Annotated in this window: 22 protein-coding genes; 12 read left to right on the top strand and 10 right to left on the bottom strand. The window is 33.7% G+C overall.

Annotated features, from left to right (window positions below; genetic code table 11):
• Positions 1 to 134 precede the first annotated feature (134 nt).
• The 3 genes from QSV08_RS02220 to QSV08_RS02210 all read right to left on the bottom strand — a co-directional run bounded on the left by QSV08_RS02220 (position 135) and on the right by QSV08_RS02210 (position 7,242).
• Positions 135 to 2,282 (bottom strand): VIT and vWA domain-containing protein, encoded by a 2,148-nt coding sequence (locus tag QSV08_RS02220; RefSeq protein WP_324026186.1) that lies wholly within the window; start codon positions 2,280 to 2,282, stop codon positions 135 to 137.
• A gap of 155 nt (positions 2,283 to 2,437) precedes the next feature.
• Positions 2,438 to 3,874 (bottom strand): hypothetical protein, encoded by a 1,437-nt coding sequence (locus QSV08_RS02215; protein ID WP_324026184.1) that lies wholly within the window; start codon positions 3,872 to 3,874, stop codon positions 2,438 to 2,440.
• 56 nt (positions 3,875 to 3,930) lie between these two features.
• Entirely contained in the window at positions 3,931 to 7,242 is a 3,312-nt protein-coding gene (locus QSV08_RS02210; protein WP_324026182.1) for a Calx-beta domain-containing protein, read from the bottom strand.
• A gap of 293 nt (positions 7,243 to 7,535) precedes the next feature.
• Between QSV08_RS02210 and QSV08_RS02205 the strand changes: the two genes are divergently transcribed.
• Positions 7,536 to 7,994 (top strand): pyridoxamine 5'-phosphate oxidase family protein, encoded by a 459-nt coding sequence (locus QSV08_RS02205; RefSeq protein ID WP_324026180.1) that lies wholly within the window; start codon positions 7,536 to 7,538, stop codon positions 7,992 to 7,994.
• 156 nt (positions 7,995 to 8,150) lie between these two features.
• Here the strand turns inward: QSV08_RS02205 and QSV08_RS02200 are convergent, their stop codons facing one another.
• A complete protein-coding gene (locus QSV08_RS02200) occupies positions 8,151 to 8,876 on the bottom strand; it encodes an RNA polymerase sigma factor (RefSeq protein WP_324026178.1) in 726 nt (241 codons plus the stop codon).
• Between the two features lie 170 nt (positions 8,877 to 9,046).
• On the opposite strand from QSV08_RS02200, the gene QSV08_RS02195 reads away from it, so the two are divergent.
• Positions 9,047 to 11,554 (top strand): cation-translocating P-type ATPase, encoded by a 2,508-nt coding sequence (locus tag QSV08_RS02195; RefSeq protein WP_324026177.1) that lies wholly within the window; start codon positions 9,047 to 9,049, stop codon positions 11,552 to 11,554.
• On the opposite strand, the gene upp is transcribed toward QSV08_RS02195, so the two are convergent.
• Entirely contained in the window at positions 11,555 to 12,208 is a 654-nt protein-coding gene (gene upp, locus QSV08_RS02190; RefSeq protein WP_324026175.1) for a uracil phosphoribosyltransferase, read from the bottom strand. It lies immediately after the preceding gene.
• Between the two features lie 278 nt (positions 12,209 to 12,486).
• Here upp and QSV08_RS02185 point away from each other — a divergent pair, with 278 nt between their 5' ends.
• Genes QSV08_RS02185 through QSV08_RS02175 form a run of 3 tightly spaced genes read left to right on the top strand, consistent with a single transcriptional unit; the run spans position 12,487 to position 15,064 of the window.
• On the top strand, positions 12,487 to 13,332 hold the full coding sequence (locus QSV08_RS02185; RefSeq protein WP_324026173.1) for a universal stress protein: 846 nt from the start codon (positions 12,487 to 12,489) through the stop codon (positions 13,330 to 13,332).
• 16 nt (positions 13,333 to 13,348) lie between these two features.
• Complete coding sequence (locus QSV08_RS02180; RefSeq protein WP_324026171.1) at positions 13,349 to 14,191, top strand: universal stress protein; 843 nt, start codon at positions 13,349 to 13,351, stop codon at positions 14,189 to 14,191.
• 33 nt (positions 14,192 to 14,224) lie between these two features.
• Entirely contained in the window at positions 14,225 to 15,064 is an 840-nt protein-coding gene (locus QSV08_RS02175; protein WP_324026169.1) for a universal stress protein, read from the top strand.
• A gap of 24 nt (positions 15,065 to 15,088) precedes the next feature.
• Here QSV08_RS02175 and QSV08_RS02170 read toward each other — a convergent pair whose 3' ends face one another.
• Positions 15,089 to 15,388, bottom strand: coding sequence for a thioredoxin family protein (locus QSV08_RS02170; RefSeq protein WP_324026167.1), 300 nt, complete (start codon positions 15,386 to 15,388; stop codon positions 15,089 to 15,091).
• 208 nt (positions 15,389 to 15,596) lie between these two features.
• Between QSV08_RS02170 and QSV08_RS02165 the strand changes: the two genes are divergently transcribed.
• From QSV08_RS02165 to QSV08_RS02135, 7 genes are all read left to right on the top strand, one after another.
• Complete coding sequence (locus tag QSV08_RS02165; protein WP_324026165.1) at positions 15,597 to 16,430, top strand: universal stress protein; 834 nt, start codon at positions 15,597 to 15,599, stop codon at positions 16,428 to 16,430.
• A gap of 5 nt (positions 16,431 to 16,435) precedes the next feature.
• Positions 16,436 to 17,284, top strand: a complete 849-nt coding sequence (locus tag QSV08_RS02160; protein ID WP_324026164.1) for a universal stress protein — start codon at positions 16,436 to 16,438, stop codon at positions 17,282 to 17,284.
• A 64-nt stretch (positions 17,285 to 17,348) separates the two neighbouring features.
• The gene (locus QSV08_RS02155) at positions 17,349 to 18,188 is read left to right on the top strand and encodes a universal stress protein (RefSeq protein ID WP_324026162.1); all 840 of its coding nucleotides are present in this window, start codon (positions 17,349 to 17,351) and stop codon (positions 18,186 to 18,188) included.
• Between the two features lie 132 nt (positions 18,189 to 18,320).
• Positions 18,321 to 19,220 (top strand): mechanosensitive ion channel family protein, encoded by a 900-nt coding sequence (locus QSV08_RS02150; protein WP_324026160.1) that lies wholly within the window; start codon positions 18,321 to 18,323, stop codon positions 19,218 to 19,220.
• Position 19,221: 1 nt separating this feature from the next.
• The gene (locus tag QSV08_RS02145) at positions 19,222 to 20,064 is read left to right on the top strand and encodes an ATP cone domain-containing protein (protein WP_324026158.1); all 843 of its coding nucleotides are present in this window, start codon (positions 19,222 to 19,224) and stop codon (positions 20,062 to 20,064) included.
• 4 nt (positions 20,065 to 20,068) lie between these two features.
• The gene (locus tag QSV08_RS02140) at positions 20,069 to 21,439 is read left to right on the top strand and encodes an MBL fold metallo-hydrolase (protein WP_324026156.1); all 1,371 of its coding nucleotides are present in this window, start codon (positions 20,069 to 20,071) and stop codon (positions 21,437 to 21,439) included.
• 109 nt (positions 21,440 to 21,548) lie between these two features.
• The gene (locus QSV08_RS02135) at positions 21,549 to 22,187 is read left to right on the top strand and encodes a hypothetical protein (protein WP_324026154.1); all 639 of its coding nucleotides are present in this window, start codon (positions 21,549 to 21,551) and stop codon (positions 22,185 to 22,187) included.
• A 6-nt stretch (positions 22,188 to 22,193) separates the two neighbouring features.
• On the opposite strand, the gene cls is transcribed toward QSV08_RS02135, so the two are convergent.
• The 4 genes from cls to QSV08_RS02115 form a co-directional block, all read right to left on the bottom strand.
• Entirely contained in the window at positions 22,194 to 23,603 is a 1,410-nt protein-coding gene (cls, locus tag QSV08_RS02130) for a cardiolipin synthase (RefSeq protein ID WP_324026152.1), read from the bottom strand.
• 69 nt (positions 23,604 to 23,672) lie between these two features.
• Positions 23,673 to 24,362: an ABC transporter ATP-binding protein gene (locus QSV08_RS02125; protein ID WP_324026150.1), complete on the bottom strand. Its 690-nt coding sequence runs from the start codon at positions 24,360 to 24,362 to the stop codon at positions 23,673 to 23,675.
• A 10-nt stretch (positions 24,363 to 24,372) separates the two neighbouring features.
• On the bottom strand, positions 24,373 to 25,635 hold the full coding sequence (locus tag QSV08_RS02120; protein WP_324028342.1) for an ABC transporter permease: 1,263 nt from the start codon (positions 25,633 to 25,635) through the stop codon (positions 24,373 to 24,375).
• Positions 25,632 to 26,714: an efflux RND transporter periplasmic adaptor subunit gene (locus QSV08_RS02115; RefSeq protein WP_324026149.1), complete on the bottom strand. Its 1,083-nt coding sequence runs from the start codon at positions 26,712 to 26,714 to the stop codon at positions 25,632 to 25,634. The genes QSV08_RS02120 and QSV08_RS02115 overlap by 4 nt, the downstream gene beginning before the upstream one ends.
• Positions 26,715 to 26,874 lie beyond the last annotated feature (160 nt).

Here is a 26,874-nt window from a genome sequence, read left to right as displayed (position 1 = left end):
GTTGAACATGCTGTAATTATTCATACTCTACCTGTTCTTCCTTCAGGTTATTACAAAAGAAAAACCTGCAAGATTTCATAAATCTTACAGGTCTTCTTCTCCTTTCGGAGAACCAACTAACTAAAACTAACTACCTATTTTTTCAGAGTTATGGTCATTTCTTTTTTAACCGATTTCAAGGTGATTTTCTCCAGTTCTAATAGCATGCTTTCATCCACAGTCCAGCTACCATTTTCTAATTTCTCTACACCTATAACCTTGCCTTGTGCATTGAATTTTATGCGCAAGCTTTCATACTTTTCTAAGTATTCGGTTACTAGTTTGCTATACATCACTTTGAACTCCATCGTCAATTGTCTTTTTATATTCTTCTCTATTTCGTTTTCAAAATCTATGGTAAAAGTGCGTTTGAATTTGCTACTTTCCTTGACCTCTGCTTCTGCACCAACGGCTGAATTATTTACATTATTTGGCATTGACAACGGTTGCTTCACTTTAGTTAATGTACCGTCTTCATTTACTATGGCTTCATCCACAGCTACGAAAGAAGTGTAGTTGGTCAACAAGTTGTATTTCAAGCCTAAGGCAATTACTTGTGCTTTTACGTCTTCATTAAATAGGTTACTATAATCATCTAACTCCCCTATTTTCTTTCTTGCCCATAAGTAACGTAATGCTTTATTCGACTTGCTTAAGTGTCCGTCAGATACATTATACACTTCTCTAAATCTCTTTTTGCCTTGATACCCGGTTACAATAATTTTACCCTCAGCCTTACCTCTATACTTACCGTGAATAATTACCGGTCTCGCAGCGAATACATCTGGTATACTTTTTTGGGCTAGGTCATACATATCAAAGCCTTTCGATTCAATTTTTACGCGTGTTAACAATGGTGTAGAAATGTATTTTGCAAAGTCTTTAGCTACTTCTGCCGCTTCTTCTGATGTCGTTGCTATAAACGACTCGCTGTTCGACACTTTAGCCATACCTTCTATTAAATATCTATTGACGCTAGATCCTATACCGAAGGTGAATACGTTGGCTTTGTCTAGATTACTACTGATCAGCTCAAAAGCTTTTTTTTCTACACTAACATAACCATCGGTAATAATGACCATTGAACGGGCACTACCTAAATCTTTTCTTGGTAATTTATAGGCTTCATGCAATGCACTCAATAATTCGGTACCACCACCGCCTTGACCTTCAGACAGAAAACGAATGGCAGCTTCAATATTCTGTTCGGTCGACTCTACCGGTGTCGCACTGAAAACAGTTGAACTAGAAGCGAATAACTGAACATTGAAGGTGTCGCTCATTCGTAAATTGCAAAGTAGGTTTCGCATTAATTGTCTTGATACTTCTAAAGGGTATCCGTTCATTGAACCTGATACATCTACAATAAACAAATACTCTCGTGACGGAATATCATCTAACTGCACATTCTTATTAGGCTCCATTTGATAGGTAAAGAAATTCTCATCTTCCCCTTCATACATCAATAATCCTGTTTGTATTTGATTACCTCGTAAGTTATAATTCAAGATAAAATCTCTGTTCGACGGATTCTTATTTTCTTCGGATAAAAAGACTTCGGCTGTTTTCGCATCAGGATGCTTTACAGTTACTTTATGACTTGTACTGTTTATATTCTGAATAATCATACCCGCATTTAAGGTCACTGTCATATCAAAATCAAAACTATCTGCAATACCCTTTGCCGTGTATGGCATATTAAAGCTCTCTTCGTTTTGAGTACTCTCACCCGTAAACCTCGGACCAACAACACCTGGTGCTACAAATTGATATTCCCCATTTACAGGCACCAATATTTCTGTGTAATAGATATCTATGGCAATTTCATCGCCAGGCATAATATTACCCACATTCATTTTAAATACATTGGGTCTGTCTTGGTCTAACTTCGCTGCTCGCTTGCCTTCGCTCAAAGCGGTTTCATATACTTCTTGGGCTTCTTGTTTTTCAAATATTTTGGCATTTACAATACGGTTGCCAATAGTCATCTGCATTTTATGAACCGCTGCTTGAGTAGAAAGCGGAAATACATATTTAGCTTCTACTGCCCCTGCCCCTTTATTTTGATATACCTGTGTTACCCGAACATGAGCAATAGTACCAGATATTTCAACTTCTGTTTTTGAAGATTTTAAGGGTATAATCGCATCTTCTGTAGATACCAATAAATACGGACTGTCATTATCTTGAGAAAAGCCTGTGAAGATGGTGCAACACAGTAAAAAGGTGTAAAGTAGTTTCATGATCGTAGTTTTAGATTATTATTATTTGAAGTCAAATCTAACTGCGAACTACTCGTAAAATGGGTGCCTTTTAGTATTCGTTGGGTATAAACTAGAATTCGTTCATGGAAATTGTTTTAAGATTATAATTACTATGTAATGTGGGTATGAAGGGATTAGTTCATTATAAACTTCTTGAACCTAAATTGGTTTCCCGATTCAGGACTTACCACTAAATTAAATCCATCATCAGTGTACTCACCTATAATCAAAAACCGCCCTTCAGCATTTAAGGCTTGAATATAATTATTGAATTTATCATTATACAAAGAGCTATAGATTATACTCCTATCGATACCAAGATTTTTTAAACCGTCTGAATTAATCTTATATTCTGCACCTAGTCCGTTATATTTTTTAGATTTTCTAAAGAAATTATAATTCTTATACTTCTTAGAAGCTTTAAGCTCTCCAGAATTCTTATCAATCACATAAAAATCGCAGTAATTTTTTCCTTTGGTAGAGTATACAGAAACTCCGATAAATGGTTGATAAACATCAAAAGTGAGAAATCGATTAAAACTGTTTATATAGTGAAAGCTTGTTTCAGAAAAAATATGATTCTTACGCCAAATTAATTCTCCTTTTTCATCAAATTTTTGAATTAAGATACCCGAATCGCCTTTTTTAGGTTTGATACCTGCATATATATAATATGTTTTTTCTAAAGCATCATATCTAATATCTCCCTGACTTTTGTCATTGGCAAAGGTATGTGTATCTACATCTGTTTTACTTAAAGAATTTCCAAAACCAGAATTATCTGATGTAGTTGTCTGATCAAACCCACCATTCTCTAAATTTACAATAGCAAACTTTTCATTTTCAGGATTATCAACAGAAAACTTCAATTCTCTTTCATTTAACTTCCTTCCTGTAGTGCTATATGTGGCGACAATATATGACCGTTCTATTGTACTAGTTTCCTTTATGAATGACATAATAATATTATCATCATCATAATATAGTACTTGAGTATTGTTATCCTTCAATTCGCAATCTTCTGGTTTTGATATCGGGTATACCTTAATACTGCCCGATTCTAAATCTTTTACGAACATAAAGTAGGAAAATGATAAAATCTCCTTATTCTCTATGACGTTGTTCCATGAAAATTTCAATTCTTTTCCCTCTATTTTCTTTCCAATACCTATAAATTTATTATCCGTTAAAAATTGATGATACAGATTAATACTTTCAAATTCTCCTTTATCGAATTTAATTGACGAACTACTCCCTATTGCTAAATCTAATCTATCATTATAAGCAAAAGATCTACCATTATCGGAGGGATATTGAAATTCATATTTTTTAATATCATCTTCAGTAGTAACTGTACCCAATAATTCAAAATTTTCACCCCATACCCTATACCGTGATTCATAATCCATTTTTTTTACTAATTCTAAGGTATAGAAGTTGCCTTTATCAGTAAAACCGAAATCTTCAATCGAAAAATTATCCTCCAAACTAATCTGTTTTTCATCTTGAGCTTGACTGAAATTAAAACAAAAAGAAAGTACGAAAAATAAAAGCTGGTGAAATTTTAACATTGGTTATATATTTTAAAAATATTCTATTATTTTAATTATAGATTGCTTATTGATAATCAGAGTCTAATTACTCGTTTGGTAATTTTTCGACCATTGTTCAAAATCTTTAAGGTGTAAGCTCCATGAGATATAATGCCTTCGATACTCAAAGTTGTTTGACCTTCAGTTAGTATTTCGCTATATACTCTCTTATTTGATATATCAAAAATTTCAATAACTGCGCCTTTAGTACCTTCTACACCGAAATCTATTGTAAAAGCTCCATAAGAAGGATTTGGGTAAACAATAGGTTCTTGAAAAACCAATGGTTGTTTACTTTTTGCAATATCATTGTCTAAAATTTGTATGCTCCCTTTCCAATTTAAACCGAGATTTAGATATTCCTGTTCAGATACTAAATCAATAATTATTTCTTCCCCTCCTATTTCTTCGAACGTATCATCTATAGGATTTATAATCAAAGAAAAGTTTGTGGTATTTACAGGAATCATAAACACACTACTTTCTATGGTATAATCAATATCTAATTCTGCAGATCCCTTTAACACATATGAAATGGAGACCTCTTGATTGATGGGTTTAGTTAGGGTTATTTCAAAAACACCTAATACATTGTTTTCGCTTGCATCAGTAATGCCAATAATATTTACTTCTGAAATGTCATTATCTTCTATTGACATTGTGGCAATGTTCTCATTGCCAATAATTACATTGTTGTTAGCAGAAATTAAAGATATACTCAATTGCTCGCTAGAAATTTCAACGATATTATCGTCTATGACAGTAATAGGTATAGTTACACTAGTTGTATTCAAGGGTATTGTAACCGAGCCACTTAAACTACTAAAATCTATACCCTCTTCTGCATTACCAGAAATTAAATACACTATTTCTGTGCTTTCTTGCATTGCCTTTGATATTGATATTGTAAATGAACCACTCGTACTAGTTTCACCTGCGTTCTCAGTCACTACAATACTAGCTTCTATAATTACATCTTCATCATCATTATCTTCTAGAAATATATTGGCAGTTGCATTTGATTCTATTTGAACATTATTAGAGACACTCTCTATTGTGATAGTAATATCTTCTCCTCCAACTTCAACAATAGCATCATCTATGGCTGAAATTAATAATACAAACTCGGTCTCACCACTTGGTATTGTAACCGTATTGATAATTTCATCATAATCAGTACCGTTAATTGCTGTACCTAAAATGGTAAAAATTATTTCTGTATCTGTTGCCAATGCATCTGTAAGACTAAATGAAAATTGACCTTCTTGACCTTCTTCACTGGCAGATTGAATTGCAACAATACTAGCTTCTACAGCATCATTATCTTCAATAAGTATATTTGCTGTTGCCGTTGAACCTATTTCAACATCATTAGATGCACTTTCTAATGTAATAGCAATATCTTCCCCACCTACCTCAACATTAGCATCATCTATGGCTGAAATTAATAATGTAAACTCGGTCTCACCACTTGGTATGATAACTGTATTCATAATTACATCATAATCAGTGCCGTTTGTTGCAGTACCCGAAATAGTATATATTATTTCCGTATTTGTTAATTGTGCTTCCGTAAGTCTAAATAAAAACTGACCTTCTTGCCCTGCTTCACTTGCGGTCTGTACAGCAACAATACTGGCTTCTACCGAATCATTATCTTCAATTAACATATTGGCAGTTGCCATCGTACCAATTTCAACACTGTTGGATGCACTTACAAGTGTTATAGTAATATCTTCTTCTCCACCCTCAACAATAGCATCATCAATAGCAGAAATTGGTAATGTATATTCGGTATCACCGCTTGGTATAGTAACGCTATGGGTAATTAAATCATAATCCGTACCATTAGTAGCTGTACCTGAAATGGCAAATATTATCTCTGTATCTGATATTAATGCTTCAGATAAGGTAAATGTAAATTCACCTTCGGTATCGTTCTCTGAAATATCTCTTAAGGCAGTAACATTAATGTTTATTATAGGTTCACCATCTAACTCATAGATGAATGCCGCCCCCACTCTAGAAGTATAATTATCTGCACCTATATGATCTTGCGCTCCAATGATAAGGGTAGTACCATCAAAAGAACTATGCTGACCAAAATAATCAAAACTGTTTACGCTAGAACCTTTAACAACTTGCTCTTGCTGCCATAATCCATCATTATCTTTTCTAAAAATATAACTTACACCACCTGCATAATTAGTTTGGTCCTCTGGATTATAAATTGAAGTTCTTGGTGCACCTACAATTAACGTACTGTTTTTCAACAACACATCATCACCAAAAATTCCGTTTTGATATGGCGAATCTGCTTTTAATATTTGTACTTCTTCCCAATCATCTTTATTTTCTTTTTTGTTATACACATATACGACACCAGCATTTTGTGCAACACCTCCATTACCATTATCTACAGCTTCGTGCTGTGTACCTACTATAATTTGATCTTCACTGATTACTACAGATTCTCCATAAGATAAATCTGACGCAATATGGGAGGGTATCATTTTCTTAACCTCCAACCATGAACCATCAGGTTGTTTTTTAAAAACATAAACTGCACCTACATTATCAATTTCAGTATTAAATGACGTCTTTACACTTTTTTTAGGACAGCCAACAACAGCATAGTCTCCATAAAAATTTAAGCCTTTACCAAAATTATCGGAAGATTCATGGTCAGAAGCTTCCATCTCAGCAGTGAGCACCCATTCTCCATTTGGCTGTAGCTCAAACACATAAACAGCACCGGCATCTTTATGCAATTGAGATTGATTAAATTCATCTCTATATAATATTGTTTTCTCCCTAGCACCGATCATGGCTCTATTACCATCTAGGTGAATAGGAAACCCAAATTTGGTGTATTGCCAAGGAGCTTCTAACTTTTGCACTTCTGTCCAAATACCTACATCGTTAAGCCAAAATACATAAACCGAACCATGATCAGATCTAAGGGTTATACCACTTCCGTTTTCTTCGAAAGGTGCACCCAACATAGCATACCTGCCACTTATAGCTACCATTGTGCCAAATCCGTCTTCACTCGATCGATCTGATGCCACCACCTTTTGAACCACATTCCAAGTACCAGTTTCATCTTTTTTTAAGAAGTACCCTGCGCCTGATTTTTGCATAGGATTAAGCCCATTTTCATCAGTACCGTTTCTATTGGTTCCTACGACAGCATTATTACCGTCAATACTTACCGTACTGCCAAACTTGTTATAGGTGGTACCATCTGGGGCTAATATACGGGCTACCTCATTAAATTCTTGACCAAGTACAAATGAGCAAACACAGATAAAAAAAAGTAGAAATAATTTATATTTTGTTAGCATTGGTGGTGCGTTGGTTATCCTACAAAATCAATCTAATTTTGTAGGTAATATCTAACGCTTTCTACTTTCAAATATTGTTAAATTATTAAAATTATACTTTCAGGAAAAGGTATGATCGTTTCAAAATCAAGGATTAAAACTTTTACCTTGTTTGCTTAATTTATTAGTTATTTAAATTAACTATACTAGTTTTATCTAACGATTTTGCTAATCTCGTTCAACTACTGACGAATATCATGTACCACTAATTCAATGATTTATACTTTTATCGCATCAACAAACAACAATAGGTCATGAGAAGAAATTTAAATGAAAAGGAATGTGCTACATTACTGAAGCAAAACTACATTGGTAGACTAGCCTATATTTCTGGTGGATGCCCACATATTGTACCTATTACGTTTTTCTACGATTCAGATACTAACACCATAACAAGCTATTCTTCTGAAGGACATAAGATTCAGGAAATGAGAAAAAACCCGGCAGTGTGTCTATCTATAGATAATATTACCACTATTACTAATTGGAAATCTGTTTTGGTACAAGGCACATTTGAAGAACTTTCTCGTATCGATGCGAAACATATGTTACATGAATTCTCTGAGGGAGTTAAAAAAGTAATTTCAGATAATTACGGTAAAAACCCTAAATGTATAAGTGAGTTTTCTGCAAAAATAGACACTGAAGATTCGTCTATTGTCTTCCGTATAAAAATCAATGAGCTAGCAGGTAAATTAAGGAATACCGACTAGAATACTTTCATAGGAAATTACCTCGGGGCAAGCCCGTAAGGTATTAAAAGGAAATTTACGTTTAATTTCGGGGCAAGCCTCGAAGCATTCAAATCTCGATTATCGAGTAAAGAATATAAAAAATGCTCTCAACTATTTTTGAGAGCATTTTTATTTTTAATTGCTATCTATAAGAAATCGTTTCTCAAAACTATTCTTAAGTAGTTGCCTTGCCGAAGCCAACAGCTCTTCAACCTGATTTAGTGTTGTTTTACGTATGTCGGCTATTTCTTCAGTAGTTAAACCTTCGTTCGTAAAAAGTTCAAATACCGTTCTCATAGGTAAATTCATTTTATTTAACACCAGCTGCATATGATTATAAATACGTTCTTTATCTAAAGATGCATCTAGCTTATCTGCCAATTTTTTTTCTTCATCAGTAATAAAGACATGATTAAGGGTATAGTTCGTTTTGTCTAAAGATTTATCATCCATCTCTTCTAATAGTAAAAAATCGCCATCGCCATCTTGGGTGTAATTTTCTTCCATAGCATCCCATTCTGGCTTAGAATAGGTATCTATATTATCAAAAAATACATGATCAAACTCCTCTTCTACCAAACTATCTTCTAATAACTCATCTACTTTTTTGAATAGAAATACATGTAACTCGTTTTCACTTTTTATATCATCGATATCATCATACACCTCAATAAACAGTTGGTCAGTAAAATCGCTTGGGTTAAACATACCTTTATTCAACTTACCGTTTGCCACTGCGCTATTCAATCTCTTAGAAACGTACCGGTAAATTTGAGGTAACACTTTTAATAATTCTTTATTAAACGATTCTCTATTCTCTTTACGCTTAAACGTAACCAGCTGAGAGTATGTTTCTTTCATTATTATTTTTATATCATTCATGGCAGTTTCCATTATAGTTTTCTTTTAAGATTATTACACTATAAAATTGCAAACTTATAGGCGCAAAACATATGATAAATATCAGGGAGTTACCTAAAGATTTCAGATACTTTAGTAGTTATTAATTTTAATGGAACTAAAACTAGCACATGATCAACCCTACCGACTTTGGAATTGCCGGACTCACAGACCAACAGGTTGATGCTTCTAAAAAAGAACATGGCTTAAATTCTTTTAATTATAAGAAAGAAAATAGCTTTTTAAATGCCCTAAAAAGCATTGCAAAAGAGCCCATGGTTATATTGTTACTTATAGCTTCTTCTATATATTTTATAACCGGTAATTGGGGTGACGGTGTTTTCTTAGCTTCTGCCATTGTTCTTGTGGGCTCCATATCATTATATCAAGATTCTAGAAGTAGAAAGGCTTTAGAGAATCTCGAAAATCTTACCCACCCAAAAAGCAAGGTCATACGCAACGGTGTAGTTGTTGAAATTGATAGTCAAGATATTGTTGTTGGTGATTATCTAATGGTTGAAGAAGGCACTACAATTTCTGCGGATGGTGTTATAGTACACTCAAATGATTTTTCTGTAAATGAATCGATATTAACTGGTGAATCTCTTTCTGTATATAAGGATGCTACAAGTACTGATAACTTAATTTTCACAGGAAGTACCGTAGCTAGCGGATTAGCCATTGCACAAATTACCGCAATAGGAAACTTAACCAAACTCGGAAAAATAGGAAAAAGCCTTGAAGATATCACCGAAGAAAAAACACCTTTGGAACTGAAAATTTTCAATTTCGTAAAATTAATGTCCATCTGGGGCGGAGTTATTTTTCTATTGGTTTGGGGAATAAATTACCTGCGTTCGGGTATTATACTCGACAGTTTACTAAAGGCATTGACCTTAGCCATGAGTATTTTACCCGAAGAAATTCCTGTTGCATTTACCACTTTTATGGCATTAGGCGCCTGGCGATTAATGAAAATGGGTATTGTGGTAAAGCAGATGAAGACAGTTGAAACCTTAGGTAGTGCAACTGTTATTTGTACTGATAAAACGGGTACTATTACACAGAACAAAATGGCTTTAGCCAAACTATTTACCTTAAAGACTGGTAACATAGTAGACACTAAAGATATATTAGGCGGCAATGAAAAAGAGCTTATAACAACTTCTATGTGGGCGAGTGAACCTATACCGTTTGACCCTATGGAAATTGCCATTCATAATGAATACGGTAGGTTAACCGATAACGATGAACGCCCCAGTTATAAAATGGTTCATGAATACCCCTTAGGTGGTAAGCCGCCTATGATGACCCATGTTTTTCAGAATAAAGAAGGCAACCAAATTATTGCCGCTAAAGGTGCCCCTGAAGCTATTATTGCGGTATCGAATTTGACTACTTCTGAAATTGAAATCATTCAAAACACACTTACAGCATTAGGTAAAGACGGGTATAGAATGCTTGCGGTAGGTAGAGCGATATTTGAAGGAGAAAATTACCCGAAAGAGCAGCAAGATTTTAAATTTGATTTTAAGGGAATTATCGCTTTCTACGACCCTCCAAAAGATAATATTTCACAAGTTCTGAAGGACTTTGACAGTGCTGGAATACAAGTAAAACTGGTTACAGGTGATAATGCAAATACTGCTATGGCAATTGCCAAACAGATTAATTTTAAAGGATACGAAAAATGTATTTCTGGAGATGAGTTAATGCAACTTACAGATGCCGAATTACAAGAAAAAGTAAAGAACATCAACGTATTTTCTAGAATGTTTCCCGATGCGAAATTGAGAATTGTAAATGCGTTAAAGAAAAACAATGAGGTAGTAGCAATGACGGGTGATGGCGTAAATGATGGTCCGGCTTTAAAGGCATCGCATATTGGTATCGCCATGGGTAAAAAAGGTACTGAAATTGCAAAACAAGCGGCTTCTCTTATTTTGGTTGATGATGACTTATCTAGAATGGTTGATGCCGTTGCCATGGGCAGAAAAATATACACCAACTTGAAAAAGGCAATTCAGTATATTATTTCTATACACATACCTATCATTCTTACGGTATTTATACCCTTGGCGTTACGGTGGATCTATCCGAATATATTCTCACCATCTCATGTCATTATTTTAGAATTGATTATGGGACCTACCTGCTCTATAATTTTTGAAAACGAACCTTTAGAAAAGAACCTCATGTTTAAAAAACCGAGACCTTTTTCTACTACTTTTTTTAATTACAAAGAACTAACGACAAGTGTTTTACAGGGTTTAGCTATAACTATTGGTGCATTAGTTACTTATCAATATACAGTGGCTGTTGGATTCTCTGAGAATACTACCAGAACCATGGTATTTATGGTTTTAATTGTAGCCAATATCTTTTTGACTTTGGTAAACCGATCTTTTTATTATTCCATATTTACAACCTTGAAATACAAGAATAATTTGGTGCCGCTAATTATAGGTCTTACTATCACACTTTCGATAGCGATAATATATGTACCTGCATTAGCGCGCTTTTTTGAATTTGAACCTTTATCGATAGTGCAGTTAGGCACAACTATTCTTACAGGTGCAGTTTCTGTACTTTGGTATGAATTGGTAAAATGGGCGAAGCGTTCTAAGAAAAATGTGTGATTACAGCTTTTCGCCATATGCTAAATCGCCTGCATCCCCTATACCTGGTAAAATATAGCCTCGTGCATTTAATTCTGGATCAATTGCAGCAATCCACAAATGAGTCTGAGCAGGAAAAACACTTTCTACAAACTCAATGCCTTGCTGCGAACCTATAACTGAAACAATATGAATTTGTTTAGGAGTGCCATGTTTTTTCAAACCTTCTAAAACATTTTCTAAAGTTCTGCCTGTGGCTAACATAGGGTCTGTAAGTACAAGTACTTTACCTTCTAAAGATGGTGCCGCAAAATAATCTACAACGACTTCAAAATTATCTTCGTCGCCTTCATGCTTTCTAAATGCTGATATGAATCCGTTTTCTGCAGTATCAAAATAATTTAAAAGACCCTGGTGTAATGGTAAACCTGCTCTTAAAATAGAACATATAACCAATTGATCTTGACTTAAATTCATTGATTTATGGCCAAGCGGAGTGGTAACATTTTTAATATTGTACTCCAATTCTTTACTGAACTCATAACCTAGTATCTCTCCAATTCGTTCTATATTTCTTCGAAAACGCATTGCATCTTTTTGAATTTGCGTATCTCGTATTTCTGAAATAAAAGTATTTAGTATTGAATTTTCGTCGCCTAAATTATGAATAATCATGAATGCTATATTTTAATTGTAAGGTACTGTTTTCAAAAATAAAACTTGTCATTATGAATATTGCTATTTACGACCTCTAGTTTTATAAAATAATATTCAACAATATATGCTGCATACACTAATCGTCTAGTCCAACGAGTGTTGTTCTTTTAATCAAGACACCTTGCTAGTGAATACCTTAAAAGTTAAACTTATGTTTTGCTTTTACCCCTCATGATATTTATCATAGGTTTTTTTCGTCCACTCCAATACTTTTAAAGTATTAATACAAGAAAGCTATGAAAAATATTCTCATTCCTACAGATTTCTCGAGCAATGCCGATCATGCGATTGCATATGCCCTTAATATTTTTAAGTGTGAGCGTACCAATTTTTACTTTGTACATGCATATGCAGATGAAGTATACGGTCCTTATCATAATGTAGACAAGGATACATTCGACAAACAAAAGAAAATGATTGCCGATGAATCTGAGAATAAATTACAAAAGCTTGTTGCCGATACGCAAACAAAAACGCACAATCCACTTCATAAATACGAAGCAATTTCTTCTTTCGAATCTTTGGTTGATGCTATTAATGATTTTGCCGACTCAAAAAATATAGACTTAATAATAATGGGTACCAAGGGTAAAACAGCCAGTTCTAAAATAACCTTTGGTAGTAATACAGTGCAAGTATTTAAGTATGTAAAATGTCCGGTTTTGGCTGTACCTGATGAATACGATTATAGCCAGCCTAAGAAAATACTATTCCCTAGCAACTACATGCTTCCCTATAAACGTCGAGAATTAAAACTGCTAAATATAATGGCAGGAGAATTCAAAGCAGAAGTTCTGAGCTTGTACATCTCTGATTTTGAAGATTTAAGTCTTAGACAGCTAGATAACAAAAAGTTCTTAGAAGAATCTTTGCCAAATGCTAGATTGTCATTTGTAAGAACCAGTGTTAATAATAGGGCAAATGCCATTACTGAATATATTAAAGAAAACGATATCGATTTACTAGTGATGGTAAACTCAAGACATTCTTTTTTAGAAGATTTACTGTACCAATCTACCATTGATGAAATTGGTCTTTCACCTACTATTCCGTTTTTGGTAATGCAAAATCTACCTCGTTAACTAAAGTTATTCTACCATGAAAAAGATACTGATTACTACAGATTTCTCAGATAATGCTTGGAACGCCATTTTTACAGCATTAAAAATATACACAGAAGTAGATTGTCATTTTTACTTATTGCATGCTTATGAACCTACACCTTTAAATTTAATGGGTTCTAAAAGCCAACAAAGGTTAGGTGTTATATATGATTCGCTTTCAAAATACTCTGTAGAAGAGCTAGATGAAGTACTCTCATATCTTAAAATAAACCACAAAAACCCAAAGCATCAATTTACAGCACTGTCTAAACCAGGTAATTTAGAAGATTCAGTAGAAGCCGTTTTGGACGAGAATGATATTGATATATTGATTATGGGTACGCAAGGTGCAACAGGCGCCAAAGAAGTTTTCTTAGGCAGTAATACTGTTAAGGTATTAAATCTTATAAAAAGCACACCTATTCTTGTGGTACCTACCGGTTTTAACTTTCAAAGTCTTAAGACACTACTTTTCGCAACTGATTTTAGTGCCCCTTACAAGAAAAATTTATTTGACGCTATTATTGAGCTTACCAAAATTTGGAATGCTAATATAGAAGTAGTTCATGTAGCCATGGAGTTTAATTTAAATGACCATCAAGAAGCACATAAAGAAGTTTTAAAAGAACGATTATCTGGCTTTGATATTAAATTCAAAAACATACCTTTTGAAATCAATACTTCTAAAAGTATTGACACGTATACTGAAAACAAAGATGATAGTTTCTTGGCCATACTACGCCATCAGCATACTTTTTGGGAAAAAGTTATTGGTGAGGCTGTTGTAAAAAAGATTGCATTTCATTCTAAAATACCGGTCTTATTCTTACCCCAATAGCACCGCATCTTTTCTAATATTAAAACGATTACAATGAAAAATATATTAATACCTACAGATTTCTCAGATAATGCATGGAACGCATTAGTTTATGGTATTTCTTTCTTTAAAAAAACACACTGTACCTTTCATATTGTTCACGTTAATGCAATTGATACCAATGTTAGTGGTGAAGCTGCAATGTACATAGCACCAGATATTTTAGAAGACACCATACTAGCTGAAAGTAAAGAACAACTAAAAGAACTCAGCAAAAAAATAGAACAGTTACCATTAAATGTTAAGCATGAATTTCATTTTAAAGCTATCTATGGCTTTCTAACGGATCAGCTTAAAGATTTGGTCAAAAAAAAGAACATTGAACTCATAATAATGGGTACAAAAGGGGCTTCTGGTCTTCAAACTGTAGCTATGGGTAGCAATACCGGTAATGTTATTACAAAAGTGCCTTGCACACTAATGGCTGTGCCAGAAGATGCTACCTATGAAAAAATTGAAGAAATAGGTTTTCCTTCTGATTTAAATTTATCCTACGACGTTCGAATACTTGATACCATCAAAGATATTATCCTATTAAAAAAATCTGCTTTACGATTGTTATATGTTTCTAGTAAAGGTGAAGAATTAAATGCCAATCAAATAAAAATCAAAAATTTATTACTTGATTATTATAAGGAAACGGAATGCACCTTTCATGAAGTTACCGGAAAAAATATAGATGAGTCCGTTCAATGTTTTACCGAAAGTAGAAATTTAGATATGCTCATTATGGTCGCCAAAAATCTAAATTTTTTAGAGCGTATTCTATTTAGACCGACTGTTGAAAAAATTAGCTATCATACGAAAGTGCCATTTTTAGTGATACACGAATAATATTGATTAGTTTGAATAAAAGTATCACAAATGTTCTTTTATGGCTATGCTTATATCTTCAACTGGCATAACACCAGTATGTCGCCAAAGGGGTGTACCGCTCTTAAATAGTATTAAAGTCGGTACACCTTTAATTTTATATCTTTTTACGATTCCCTTTTTAATTTCCACATCTATTTCTATACTGCTTATAGCAGAGCCCAACTCCCCCACCACTTGTTCTACAATTGGTCGCATTAACTTACAGGGTACACACCAAGTCGCATAAAAATAGACCAATGTAGGTATATCTTCTGCTATCCTTTTTCTGAATTTCTTTTTCATCGGATTGTATTTAGTCGATTATCGAGATTTAAATATTCTGACGCTTGAGTCGAAGTCTAAATAAATATCACACTTTAATACCTCGCGGGCATGCCCTGAGTTGGTTTACTACTTAATAATAGTAATTAATAAAATCTTCAATGATGACGAATATCATACTATTTGTAATCTTCTCGCATTAATTTTAAAATATCAAAATTATAGTACTATGACACGTATTTTATTACCAACAGATTTCTCTAAAAATTCTATAACGGCAATACATTATGCCCTGAAATTGTATAAGGATTTAAAATGTACTTTTTATCTTTTAAATAGTTACATGCCGCCTGTATACCAAACCGAATATTTAATGGGTAGCCCTGCACAAATAGGTCTTGGAGATATTGTACAACAGAACTCTCAAGACAACCTTAAAAACCTGAAAGAAAAATTGCAGAAAGAGTTTGTAAACCCTCTACATACTTTTATTACGCATTCTGCACTAAATGTACTTTCTAGCGAGGTTACCAGAACTGTAGAGGCTGAAGGTATCGATGTTGTTGTAATGGGTACGCAAGGTGCTACTGGGGCACAAGAAATATTACTGGGTACTAATACGGTACATGTAATTAAAAATGCTAAATGCCCGGTTTTGGTCATACCATCTGGCTTTGAATTTGAAGTGCCAGAGCAAATACTTTTTCCTAATGATTTTGAAGTATCACTAGATAAAAAAAGCTTGGCACAATTGTTAAAGATTACCCATTCTCATGTATCGCAGGTAAACGTTATGCATGTTTATACCGGTGACGACCTTACTCCTGTTCAAGAAAATAATAAAAAACAACTAGCTAAAGTATTATCTGAAAGCGGATTTTTTCATGAAGTAAGTAGTAATGAGATTATAGCGGCAATAAATGAATTTCAAATTAAGCAAAAAATAAACTTATTAGTCATGGTGCAAAACAAGCATACCTTTTTAGAACGCTTGTTTATTGAGCCCGTAATTAAGAAAATCGGCTTTCATGTAACAGTACCATTTTTAGTAATTCCACAATAAAAACTATGAAGATTAAAAACATACTTGTAGCAACAGACTTTTCTAATGAAGCCTATAACGCGCTTTTTTATGCTACCCAAATTTTTGCGTCAACAGCATGCACATTTCATATAGTTCATGCTTATGATGATATTGTTTTGAGTGCAAAAGATGCGCTATTTACAGGTCAGAAAGAGATGGAGCATTTACAGAATCTATCTCAAGAAAACTTAACAAAAACAGCGCATAAAATTGTGCTTGATACGGGTAATGAAATACACAAATTCAATACTATTTCTAGTAAAGGCAGTCTTGCGAGTGTAATTTCTAATACGATAGATACTCATGATATTGATTTGGTAGTTATGGGCAACAAAGGTAAAACGGGCGCCAAAGAATTATTTATGGGCAGCAATACCATACAAATTGCAAATACTATTACAACATGCCCTATTCTGGCCATACCAAGAGAAATTGCCTTTAAACCTATTGAAGAAATTGCTTTTGTTACCGATTATAAAAAGGGTTGCACTAAAAGCTCTATTTCTTCGCTATTAGATATCGCATCAATTTCAGACGCGTCTGTTGCTGTTCTACATATTAATGAAGAAGAAGTAATGACTTCTAAACAGTTATCTAACCAAAAACTATTAGATACCTGCTTTCAAGAAACACCGCATAGCTATGATGAGATTTGGAACTATGCTGATAAGGCAAATGTTATTCAAGATTTTATAGCTGAAAGAGAGATTAGCATGTTGGCAATGGCGTACCATAGAAGAAAATTCTTTGAACGTTTTTTACATGAACCCGTAATTATGGATTTAAGTATTTATGCCACTATTCCGTTTCTAATTCTACCGGTACAAGACTGATATTTATCATAGTAAATTAATAGCCTAGACTATATATTTATAGAACAATCTAAATCATTTAACAATGAATAAGCGTATTCTAATACCTACAGATTTCTCTAAAAATGCATTGAACGCAATTAGATATACTATTGATTTATATGCTAAATTAAACTGTGATTTCTATTTTTTAAACGTATTCAGTTTTGATAAATTCACCACTAATAGTTTAAGTATACCCGAAGAAGATAGCGCTGCATTTGAACAGGCCAAAAAAGATTGTGAAAAGAACTTTGTAAAGCTTCTAGATACCTTAGCCTTGCACCCAGAAAACCTGAAGCATAATTATTACACTGAATCATCTTATAGTTTTCTTTCAGAAGCTATACAGAAAATTATTACCGAAAAAGATATTGACTTGGTTGCAATGGGTACTAAAGGCGCTACAGGATCTAAAGGGGTACTATTTGGTAGCAATACCGTAATGGCTATGGAAAAAATTAGGGAATGCCCTGTATTGGCTATACCCGAACATGTTTCTTTTATGTCGCCTAAAGAGATTGTTTTTCCAACTGATTTCAAAGATGCTTATAAACGATCAGAGTTTAAATACCTTATCGAATTGGCTAAAATGCATAATGCTGAAATTGCCATATTACATCTAGAAAAGAATAAAGAACTTACTAAAACCCAATTAAGCAATAAGCAATTATTATCATCTATCTTAAGTGAGACTGCGCACCAGTTTCATACACTTACAGAAAAGAGTTTGGGTAAAGGTATACAGAGCTTTGTTGAAAGTAGAGAAAGCGATATGGTGTCTTTCATTAATCGTAAACATTTCTTTTTTGGTAATGTTTTCTCAAAACCTCTAATTAAGGAAATTGGTTATGATAGCGATGTACCTATTCTAGCATTACATTAATATGTTTCTAGAATTGATACGTACCGAAAAATAATATTATCATAAAATATTTTAGACATCTTTGGTTGGTTGATGTCTAAAGTTAAACCGTCAAAGAATTCGCTTCATTGGCGGTTTTTTTAAATAATCTATATGGATACATTTTCAAGCTTATTAGAGAATACAACGCTAATTAAAATGGTTAAGTTAATTGCGTGGATACTCTTTATAGTTTTCATTATCAGCTTTATAAGAAAAACACTTAAAAAGAGAATTGAAGATATCTCTATTAGATACAAAGCTCAAAAAGGTGTTGAAATTGTTGGCTATGTACTTATAATTTTCTTAGTTCTAATGGCATTTACAGTCGACAGTTTTAAAGATTACACCATAATTATCGGCTTATTTACTGCTGGTATCACCTTTACCCTTCAAGAATTGATTCTGAGTATTGCAGGTTCTTTCTATATTTTTTTTGTGCGTGTTTATAAACCTGGCGACCGTATTGAAATCAATAATATAAAAGGTGATGTTATTGATATTGACAGTATTTACACCACTATTATGGAAATGGGTGAATGGGTTAGCAGCGATAACTATTCTGGCAGAATTGTAAAAATTAGTAACGCATTTGTTTTTAAAGGACCGATAAAGAATTACTCTATGGATTTTCCCTTCGTTTGGGACGAACTGAACATTCTTATCACTTATGGTTCTGATGCTGAACTTGCCAAAACCATTATGCTGAATACGGCTACCGAATTTTTGTCTGATTATACTGAAAAATCAAAAGCCAAATGGCAACAAATGGTAGCTCATTATTATATAGAAGATGCAACAATCGAACCTACGATAGCCATGAACCTTACCGATAATTGGATTCAATTAAATCTAAGATATATAACAGATTACAAAAGAAGAAGAAATACCAAACACACGCTATTTCAACATATAGAACAGGCAATTTCGAAAACTGATGGCAAGGTTACATTGGCTTCTACAACATTACAATTACTAGAGGTACCACCACTTAATGTTAATCTAAAAAAGTAATATGGAGACTAAAGAATCTATTGACATTATAAAATCTTCTGGGCAAAAAATGAAGTTCTCGTTAGACAAACTTCGTAACTCACTTAAGCATAGTGGTGCAAATCATGAACTAGTAGAAGAAATTGTTAGTAAAGTATATGATGAGCTATTCGAAGGCATTACCTCTAATGAAATCTATAATAGAGCGTATTCGTTGCTAAAAAAGAACAAATCTGTATTCGCCTCTAAATACAAGCTCAAAAAGGCTATCTATGAATTAGGACCAACCGGTTTTCCCTTTGAACGTTTTATAGCCGCAATATTGCAATATTCAGGTTACGAAGTTGAAGTAGACATCGTATTAAATGGCGCCTGCGTTACTCATGAAATTGATGTTATTGCCAAAAAAAATGATACGGTAACTCTTATAGAGTGTAAATTTCATAATGAAGAAGGTCGTAATTGCAACGTTAAAATTCCGCTATATATACATTCCAGATATAATGATGTTAAAGCGAATTGGGTTACAAACAAAAATAACAAACCATTAAATAAAGGCTGGGTAGTTACCAATACTAGATTTACCCAAGATGCCTTAACCTACGGTAAATGTGCAGAACTCTATCTTTTAAGTTGGGATTATCCAGAAAACGACGGACTAAAAGATAGAATTGATCGGCTTGGGCTCTACCCTATTACAGTCTCTAGCTTATTATCTAAACGAGAAAAACAATTTCTATTAAGCAGAAATGTAGTTCTGTGTAGGCAGCTCGTAAAAGACAAATTTTTTCTAGATCACCTTGGTATTTCTACCGATCGTAAATCAAAAATTTTAGACGAAATCTCACAACTATGTAAATCTTAATAGTATGAAAAAAGTTAGCATTAAATTTTTAGGCGCTTCTGGTACGGTTACCGGTTCTAAATTTTATTTAGAAACTCCTGAACTGAACATCATGATAGATTGTGGCATGTTTCAAGGTCTTAAAGAGTTACGTGAAAAAAATTGGGAGCCCTTATCTATAGACGCTAGTAAAATAGATGTAGTTTTATTAACACATGGTCACCTAGACCACACTGGCTACTTACCAAGATTAGTAAAAGAAGGTTTCAACGGAGACATCATAGGCACCAACCCTACTTTAGCCGTTGCTCGTGTTATTTTACTTGACAGTGCTAAAATTCAAGAAGAGCAAGCAAAAAAAGCAAATGAAGAAGGCTTTTCTAAACACCCGAAAGCCCTTCCTTTTTATAATATTATAGAAGCTGAAAAAACCATTAAATTATTCTCAGGAAGAAAAAGAGATGAGTGGATTCAGCTTTCTGAGAACATTCGCTTTAAATACAGATATAACGGTCATATCATTGGTTCTACTTTTATTGAATTGGAGATATTCGGAAAAATATTTGTCTTTTCAGGTGATGTTGGTAGGTTGAACGATGCTCTTTTAATGACGCCAGAAAGACCCGAATGGGCAGACTATTTATTTTTAGAAAGTACCTATGGCAACAAACTACATCCTAAAGAAAACATCACTGAAATTTTAAGTGATCTGGTTCAAAAAACCATTAATGACCGTGGTACGCTAATCATACCTTCTTTTGCCGTTGAAAGATTACAATTGCTCATGTTTTTGTTTTGGGATTTATATAAAAAGAATAAAATACCCAACATACCCATTTTTATAGATAGCCCAATGGGTAGTAATGTTCTAGATGTTTTTGGGCAATTTACAGATTGGCATAAGCTTAGCCCTAGCGATTTCAGTGCTATGTGTAATCACTTTACCATTACATCATCATACGCAGATACCTGGAAAACTATAGATGACCCGAGACCTAAAATTGTAATTGCAGGTAGTGGTATGGTTACAGGCGGGCGTGTACTCACCTATTTAAAACAGTTGATAGATGAACCTAAAACAAAGGTACTATTAGTCGGTTACCAAGCAGAAGGTACACGAGGTAGACAATTGTTAGAGGGCACGCATGAGCTTAAGTTATTCGGAAAATATTATCCTGTAAAAGCAAGTATTCATTTTATTGAAAGCCTTTCTGCACATGCAGACCAAGCTGAGCTTCTTCATTTTATTGATGGTATTAAAAATACCCCAGAAAATGTTTTCTTAATACATGGAGAACCAGGTGCTTTAGATGCTTTTAAAGTAAAAATAAGAGATACCAAAGGGTGGGACTGTCATATACCGAAGTTAGAAGAAACGATAGATTTACTGCTATAACAGGCATTATTAATATGGTTTGTTATGTTTATGGACTGACAATAGTCATATCTACTATTTTTTCAAAATAGTATCTTCGAAAGATATTAGTAATAAATACACCTGCCAAATGAAAAAGTTAATTGTAATATTATCATTGATGTTAATGGGTTGTTCTTCTATTAGTTTAGTAGAAAACTGGAAAAACCCCGATATCGTAATATTCAATGCCAACAAAGTTCTTATAGTGGGCATGGCACAAAATGATGATACACGAGAAGACTTTGAAAGCAAACTTCAAAAAGAATTTACTAGTAGAGATGTAGAAGCATGGCGTAGTGTAGATATTTTTGACCTTTCGCTGACCGATTCTCGAAAGACCGATAAAGAACTAGACGATGTCGAACAAAGCCTTTTAGACAAAGATTTTGATGCCATTTTACTTACTAAAATAATAGGATCTGAAAATCGTGAAAGCTTTGTAAAATCTATCTCTAGATGGGATGATCACCAGTCTCGATTTAATGATGATTATTTAGAGCACCAAGGAATTTATTACGACGACAACTACTACGAAAAATACACAATTTACCATGCAGAGACGACTCTATATTGTATTTGTGAAGGTAAAGAAAGAGCTATGATTTGGAGGGGAATCATAGAAATTACAGAGCCCGACAATATCAACAAAGCAATTAATGATTACGTTAAAATGATTATTGTTGCGATGGAAGATCAAGATTTGGTATTTACTTCTCAGGTTGAATAAGTAATTCTAAAACAAAGGACTCAGTACTTTGCCAACACCTTCTTTCAGCTTTTTGCTCCAAGGTCTTTTGATATATTCATCATAGATTAATTCATTACTAATAAGACAGTCGTTTAGAAAATCTTCTTTCAATTGTTTAGCAATATGTTTGTGATACATAATAGCATTTACCTCATAGTTCTGCTCAAAACTTCGGTCATCTAAATTTGCCGTACCTATAGAAGATATGGCATCGTCGCTCACCATTATCTTACTATGTAGAAAGCCGTCTGGGAAAAGATATATTTTTATACCTGCCTTTAAGAACAGCTCAAAATAAGAATGTACCGACCAACTTACCACTTGGTTATCTGCCTTTTCTGAAACAAGCAACCTAACATCTACCCCACTCAACGCTGCAGTTTGCAATGCCCTTACCAATGCCTGCCCTGGTATAATATATGGGTTGGTAATATAAATATAGTTCTTGGCCATATTTATCATTGAGAAGTACGTTTGCTCTAGTACAGGAAAATCATCATCTGGACCGCCAGCTACTATTTGTACCAATTCATTTGAATTAGAATCTGGTGCAGTATTTAGAGAAAGTTTTATAGCTTCTAATAATTGTGTACTTACCAAATACCAATCTGTCATAAAAACTTGATCTAGCTGTGTGGCTGAAGCACCTATTAGTCTTAAATGCATATCATGCCATTTACCCAACCCAACTTGACCTTTTAAATATTTATCAGATACATTAATGCCACCGGTAAAAGCAACTTTGCCATCTACAACGATAATTTTGCGATGGTTTCTAAAATTTAAGGAAGAAAAGTACCTGCCAAATTTAAATGGTAAAAAAGAATATACCTCTACTCCAATTTCTATAAGCTTCTTTAGATACTTTTTGCTTAAAGAGAAACTACCAATACCATCATAAATCATTCGTACCGCAACACCATGCGCTATCTTTTCTTCAAATAATGCCAATAGTCTATTAGCTAGATCTCCGTCTTCATAAATATAATACTGAATATGTATTCTGACTTTTGCACTTTCTAATGCCTCAAATATAGTTTCAAAAGTTGTTCTGCCGTCTTTCAGTATTTTTAGATCATTGCCTGAAGTTGGCGGATAATGAGAATTCTTATAACTAAGCGTCATTAATTTACCATACTTACCCTCAAAAACGTTGATCTGTTCTATATTTGGCTTAGGTAACTTTTTAAACAAGTCTTTTTGATTCTGAATAAGCTTGTACCTTCTTCTATTTCGACCTAATAATAAATATAGAAAAATACCACCCACAGGCAGTGCAAAAATGGTTAAAAGCCAAGCCAAACTTTTAGTAGGCTTTGCTCCATATAACAAGATCGACAACACTATAGACAATGCTATTAATACATAAATACCAATAAAAATTGAGGTCCACATAAGGTTCGTATTCTAGAAATCACATTAGACTCTAGCGCTATTTAATTGAAAAATTTTAAATGTGATTTGTTACAAGTTACTAGATTTACCAACAATACGGCCATCTTCCATTTGAATGATGTAATCTGTTCGTTTGGCAAAGTCCTCATCATGCGTAACAATAAGTAATGACAACCCTTCTTCTTCTTTTAATTGCTTGAAAATATTAAAAACATTATCAGAATTGTAACTATCTAAATTACCCGTAGGTTCATCGCCCATAAGTATAGACGGATTATTTATAAGCGCCCTAGCTATAGCTACACGTTGTTTTTCTCCACCAGAAATTCGAGATGCTTTTTGTAAGGCTAAAGACTCTATACCTAACATTTTCAATTTCTGCATAGCATCGTGTTCAATCTCTTGGTGACTTTTACGAGCTAATTTTTTTGCAGGTAACATTACATTTTCAACCACACTAAATTCAGATAACAAATAATGAAACTGAAATACGAAGCCTATGTTTTCGTTTCTGATAAGTGATAATTCGGTTGCAGACAAACCGGTTACTAACTTGTTGTTCAATAACAATTCTCCCATATACTCGGTATCCATCGTTGATAGAATATATAACAATGTAGATTTTCCTGAACCAGATTTACCCATAATAGAAGCAAATTCCCCATTAAATATTTTAAAGGAAATATCTTTTAAAACATGAAAATCTTTAGGCTTATGAAAGTGCTTATTTATATCTTTTGCTTCTAATACAATGTCCATTTACTATTTATTAGGTACCTCTTATAATTTTTACCGGATCAATATGTTTTGCTTTGATAGAAGGCAACCACCCTGCTATAAAAGTTGATATTAAAGCAAAGACAATACCTATTACATAATACATAACACTAAAATGAACAGGGTACGTTGTCATCGTAGGCAAGGCTTCCGTCTTAAAAGGAACACCATCAATAAGTACTGAAAGTATAAACCCTAAAATTAAACCTAAAACGCCACCCACAATACCAATAATCATTGCCTGACTCATGAAAATGTACTGTACATCTTTACCTGAAAAACCGGTAGCTTTCAAAATCGCTATATCTTTCATTTTTTCATAAATAAGCATGTTTAGAATATTATATATTCCGAAGCCCGCTACTATTAAAAGTGTTATTGAAACCGCATAGGTTATTAAGTTACGAATGTTGGTACCAGTCTCAAATTGGGCATTTGCTTCATTAATATCGGTCGCCGTTACATCAAATTGTTTTTCGAAACCCTCTGCCAATATTGGGGCATTTTCAATATTGTTTAATTTTATATTTATGTCTGTGATATAGTTTTGTGCCTCGCCTAAAATTCGTTGCACCGTTTTTAAGTTACAATAGCTTTGAGAGTTATCAATATCTGATACTCCGCTTTGATATATACCCACTATTTTTAATGGAAAAACAGTTCCTCTTGCGGTACTGATTTGCACTCTATCGCCAATTTTTAACGACATTTTACTGGCAAGACCCGAACCTAACAGAATTCCGTTATCCATAGTATTCAAAGCTTCTGGTGTACCTTCAATGATATAATCGCGCATATTAGAAAGCCGCGTTTCCTCCATAATGTCAACACCTATTAAATTACCCGACAATTCTATAGACCCTGATAAATAAAATATCTGTGCACGTACTTGTGCCGTTGCTCCTTTTACCTCATCCATTTGTTTTAAATGATTTAAAATAGGAAGCGCATTATGAATTTTCTTCTGTCCGTTTTTCGGTTTTATTGAGCTGATCATTTGAACAGAGTTATTAAACTGCTCATACAGCGAAACTGGCTGATCTATGGTGGGCTCTATTTCATTATACAAATGAATATGTGGTGTTTGGTTCAAAACCAAGTCATCTAACATAGCGTTTAGACCGGTCATAAAACTTACCATGGTAATGTAAGCACCTATACCAAAAGTAACCCCCAACGCTGCCGTTGCGGTAGATTTCATCTTGGTCAGAAGATGTGTTTTAGCGATATTTAGTATAACGGGCCAATTCATTATTTAACTGGCTTTAAAATCATATCATTTTCGGTTATACCAGAAATAATTTCGACCCTTTCTAAGTTTTCTGCTCCGACTTCTACCGTTACCGTACCATCTTCTGTTATTACTTTATTACCATCGACTAAATATTCTCTGGGTATAGTAAGTGCATCTTCTTTCTCTGAAATTACAATATTACCCTCGCCGGCAAGACCAGGATATAATACCTTGGGCGGACTCTTAAATAATGCCTCAACCTTGAATGTTTGTGATGTTTCGTCTTTTTGTGGATATATTTTGCTTACCGTAGCCGTAAAAACTTCCATTGGGTAAGCATCTAAGGTTATCAATGTTTTCTGACCTAATTTAATTTTAATGATATCTACCTCATCTATCAACATTTCTATTTTAAAGTCGGTAGCGCTGCCTATTGCCCCTAAAGGTTCTAGTGTATTAATTAGCTCACCTGGTTCTTTAAACAAGGCATAAACCTTACCGTTGATCTTGCTGTTAATAGTATAATCTTCCGTTATAATTTTTGAGGATGAATAGCTGTTTTTAGCCTGCTGCAAAGCGGTCTCTAAATCATTTTTATTTCTTTCATAATTAGACTTTTGCTGACGTAGTTGATTTCTTGAAAGCTCATAGGCTAACTTTTGAGTATCAAATTCTGCTTTCGATCCTATATTCTGATCCCAAAGTCGTTTCTGCCTCGCAAAATTGATTGAATCGTTATTGAATTTTAGTTGTGCAGCATAAATATCGTCTTCAATACTTTTTAAAATGGCCGCATTACCTTGAAAATTTTCTTTGGACTGTTGCAAAGTCAAATATGCGTTTTCTGAATTTAATTTAGGAGTGCGGTTATTCACTTGTAAAATAGCGTCCCCTTTCTTAACCAAATCTCCTTCTTCTACTAGGTTATCATCTAATATACCAGCTACAACGGCATAAACTTGATATATACTATCTGGTTGTATAGTGGCAGACGCATATACAGAAGATATCAATTGAGATTTTTGCGGAAGTACTTTTTCTTGCTTCTCTCCACAAGAGAGAAACAGTAGAAATAGTACACTAATGTTCAGATATCGCATGAATTATAGATTATTATAATTCAAAATAACGGGAAATCTTTTAGGTATTATATGAGTAAAATCATGCTTGAAAGAATCTATATAAAAACGCAACCAAGTATTAATGGAAAATCAAATGAAGCTCAAAGTAGTACTCACTTTAAGCTCTAATAAAATTGAC

The sequence above is a fragment of the Maribacter sp. BPC-D8 genome, assembly GCF_035207705.1.
Lineage (GTDB): Bacteria > Bacteroidota > Bacteroidia > Flavobacteriales > Flavobacteriaceae > Maribacter.
This window is presented reverse-complemented; position numbering and strand designations above follow the sequence as displayed.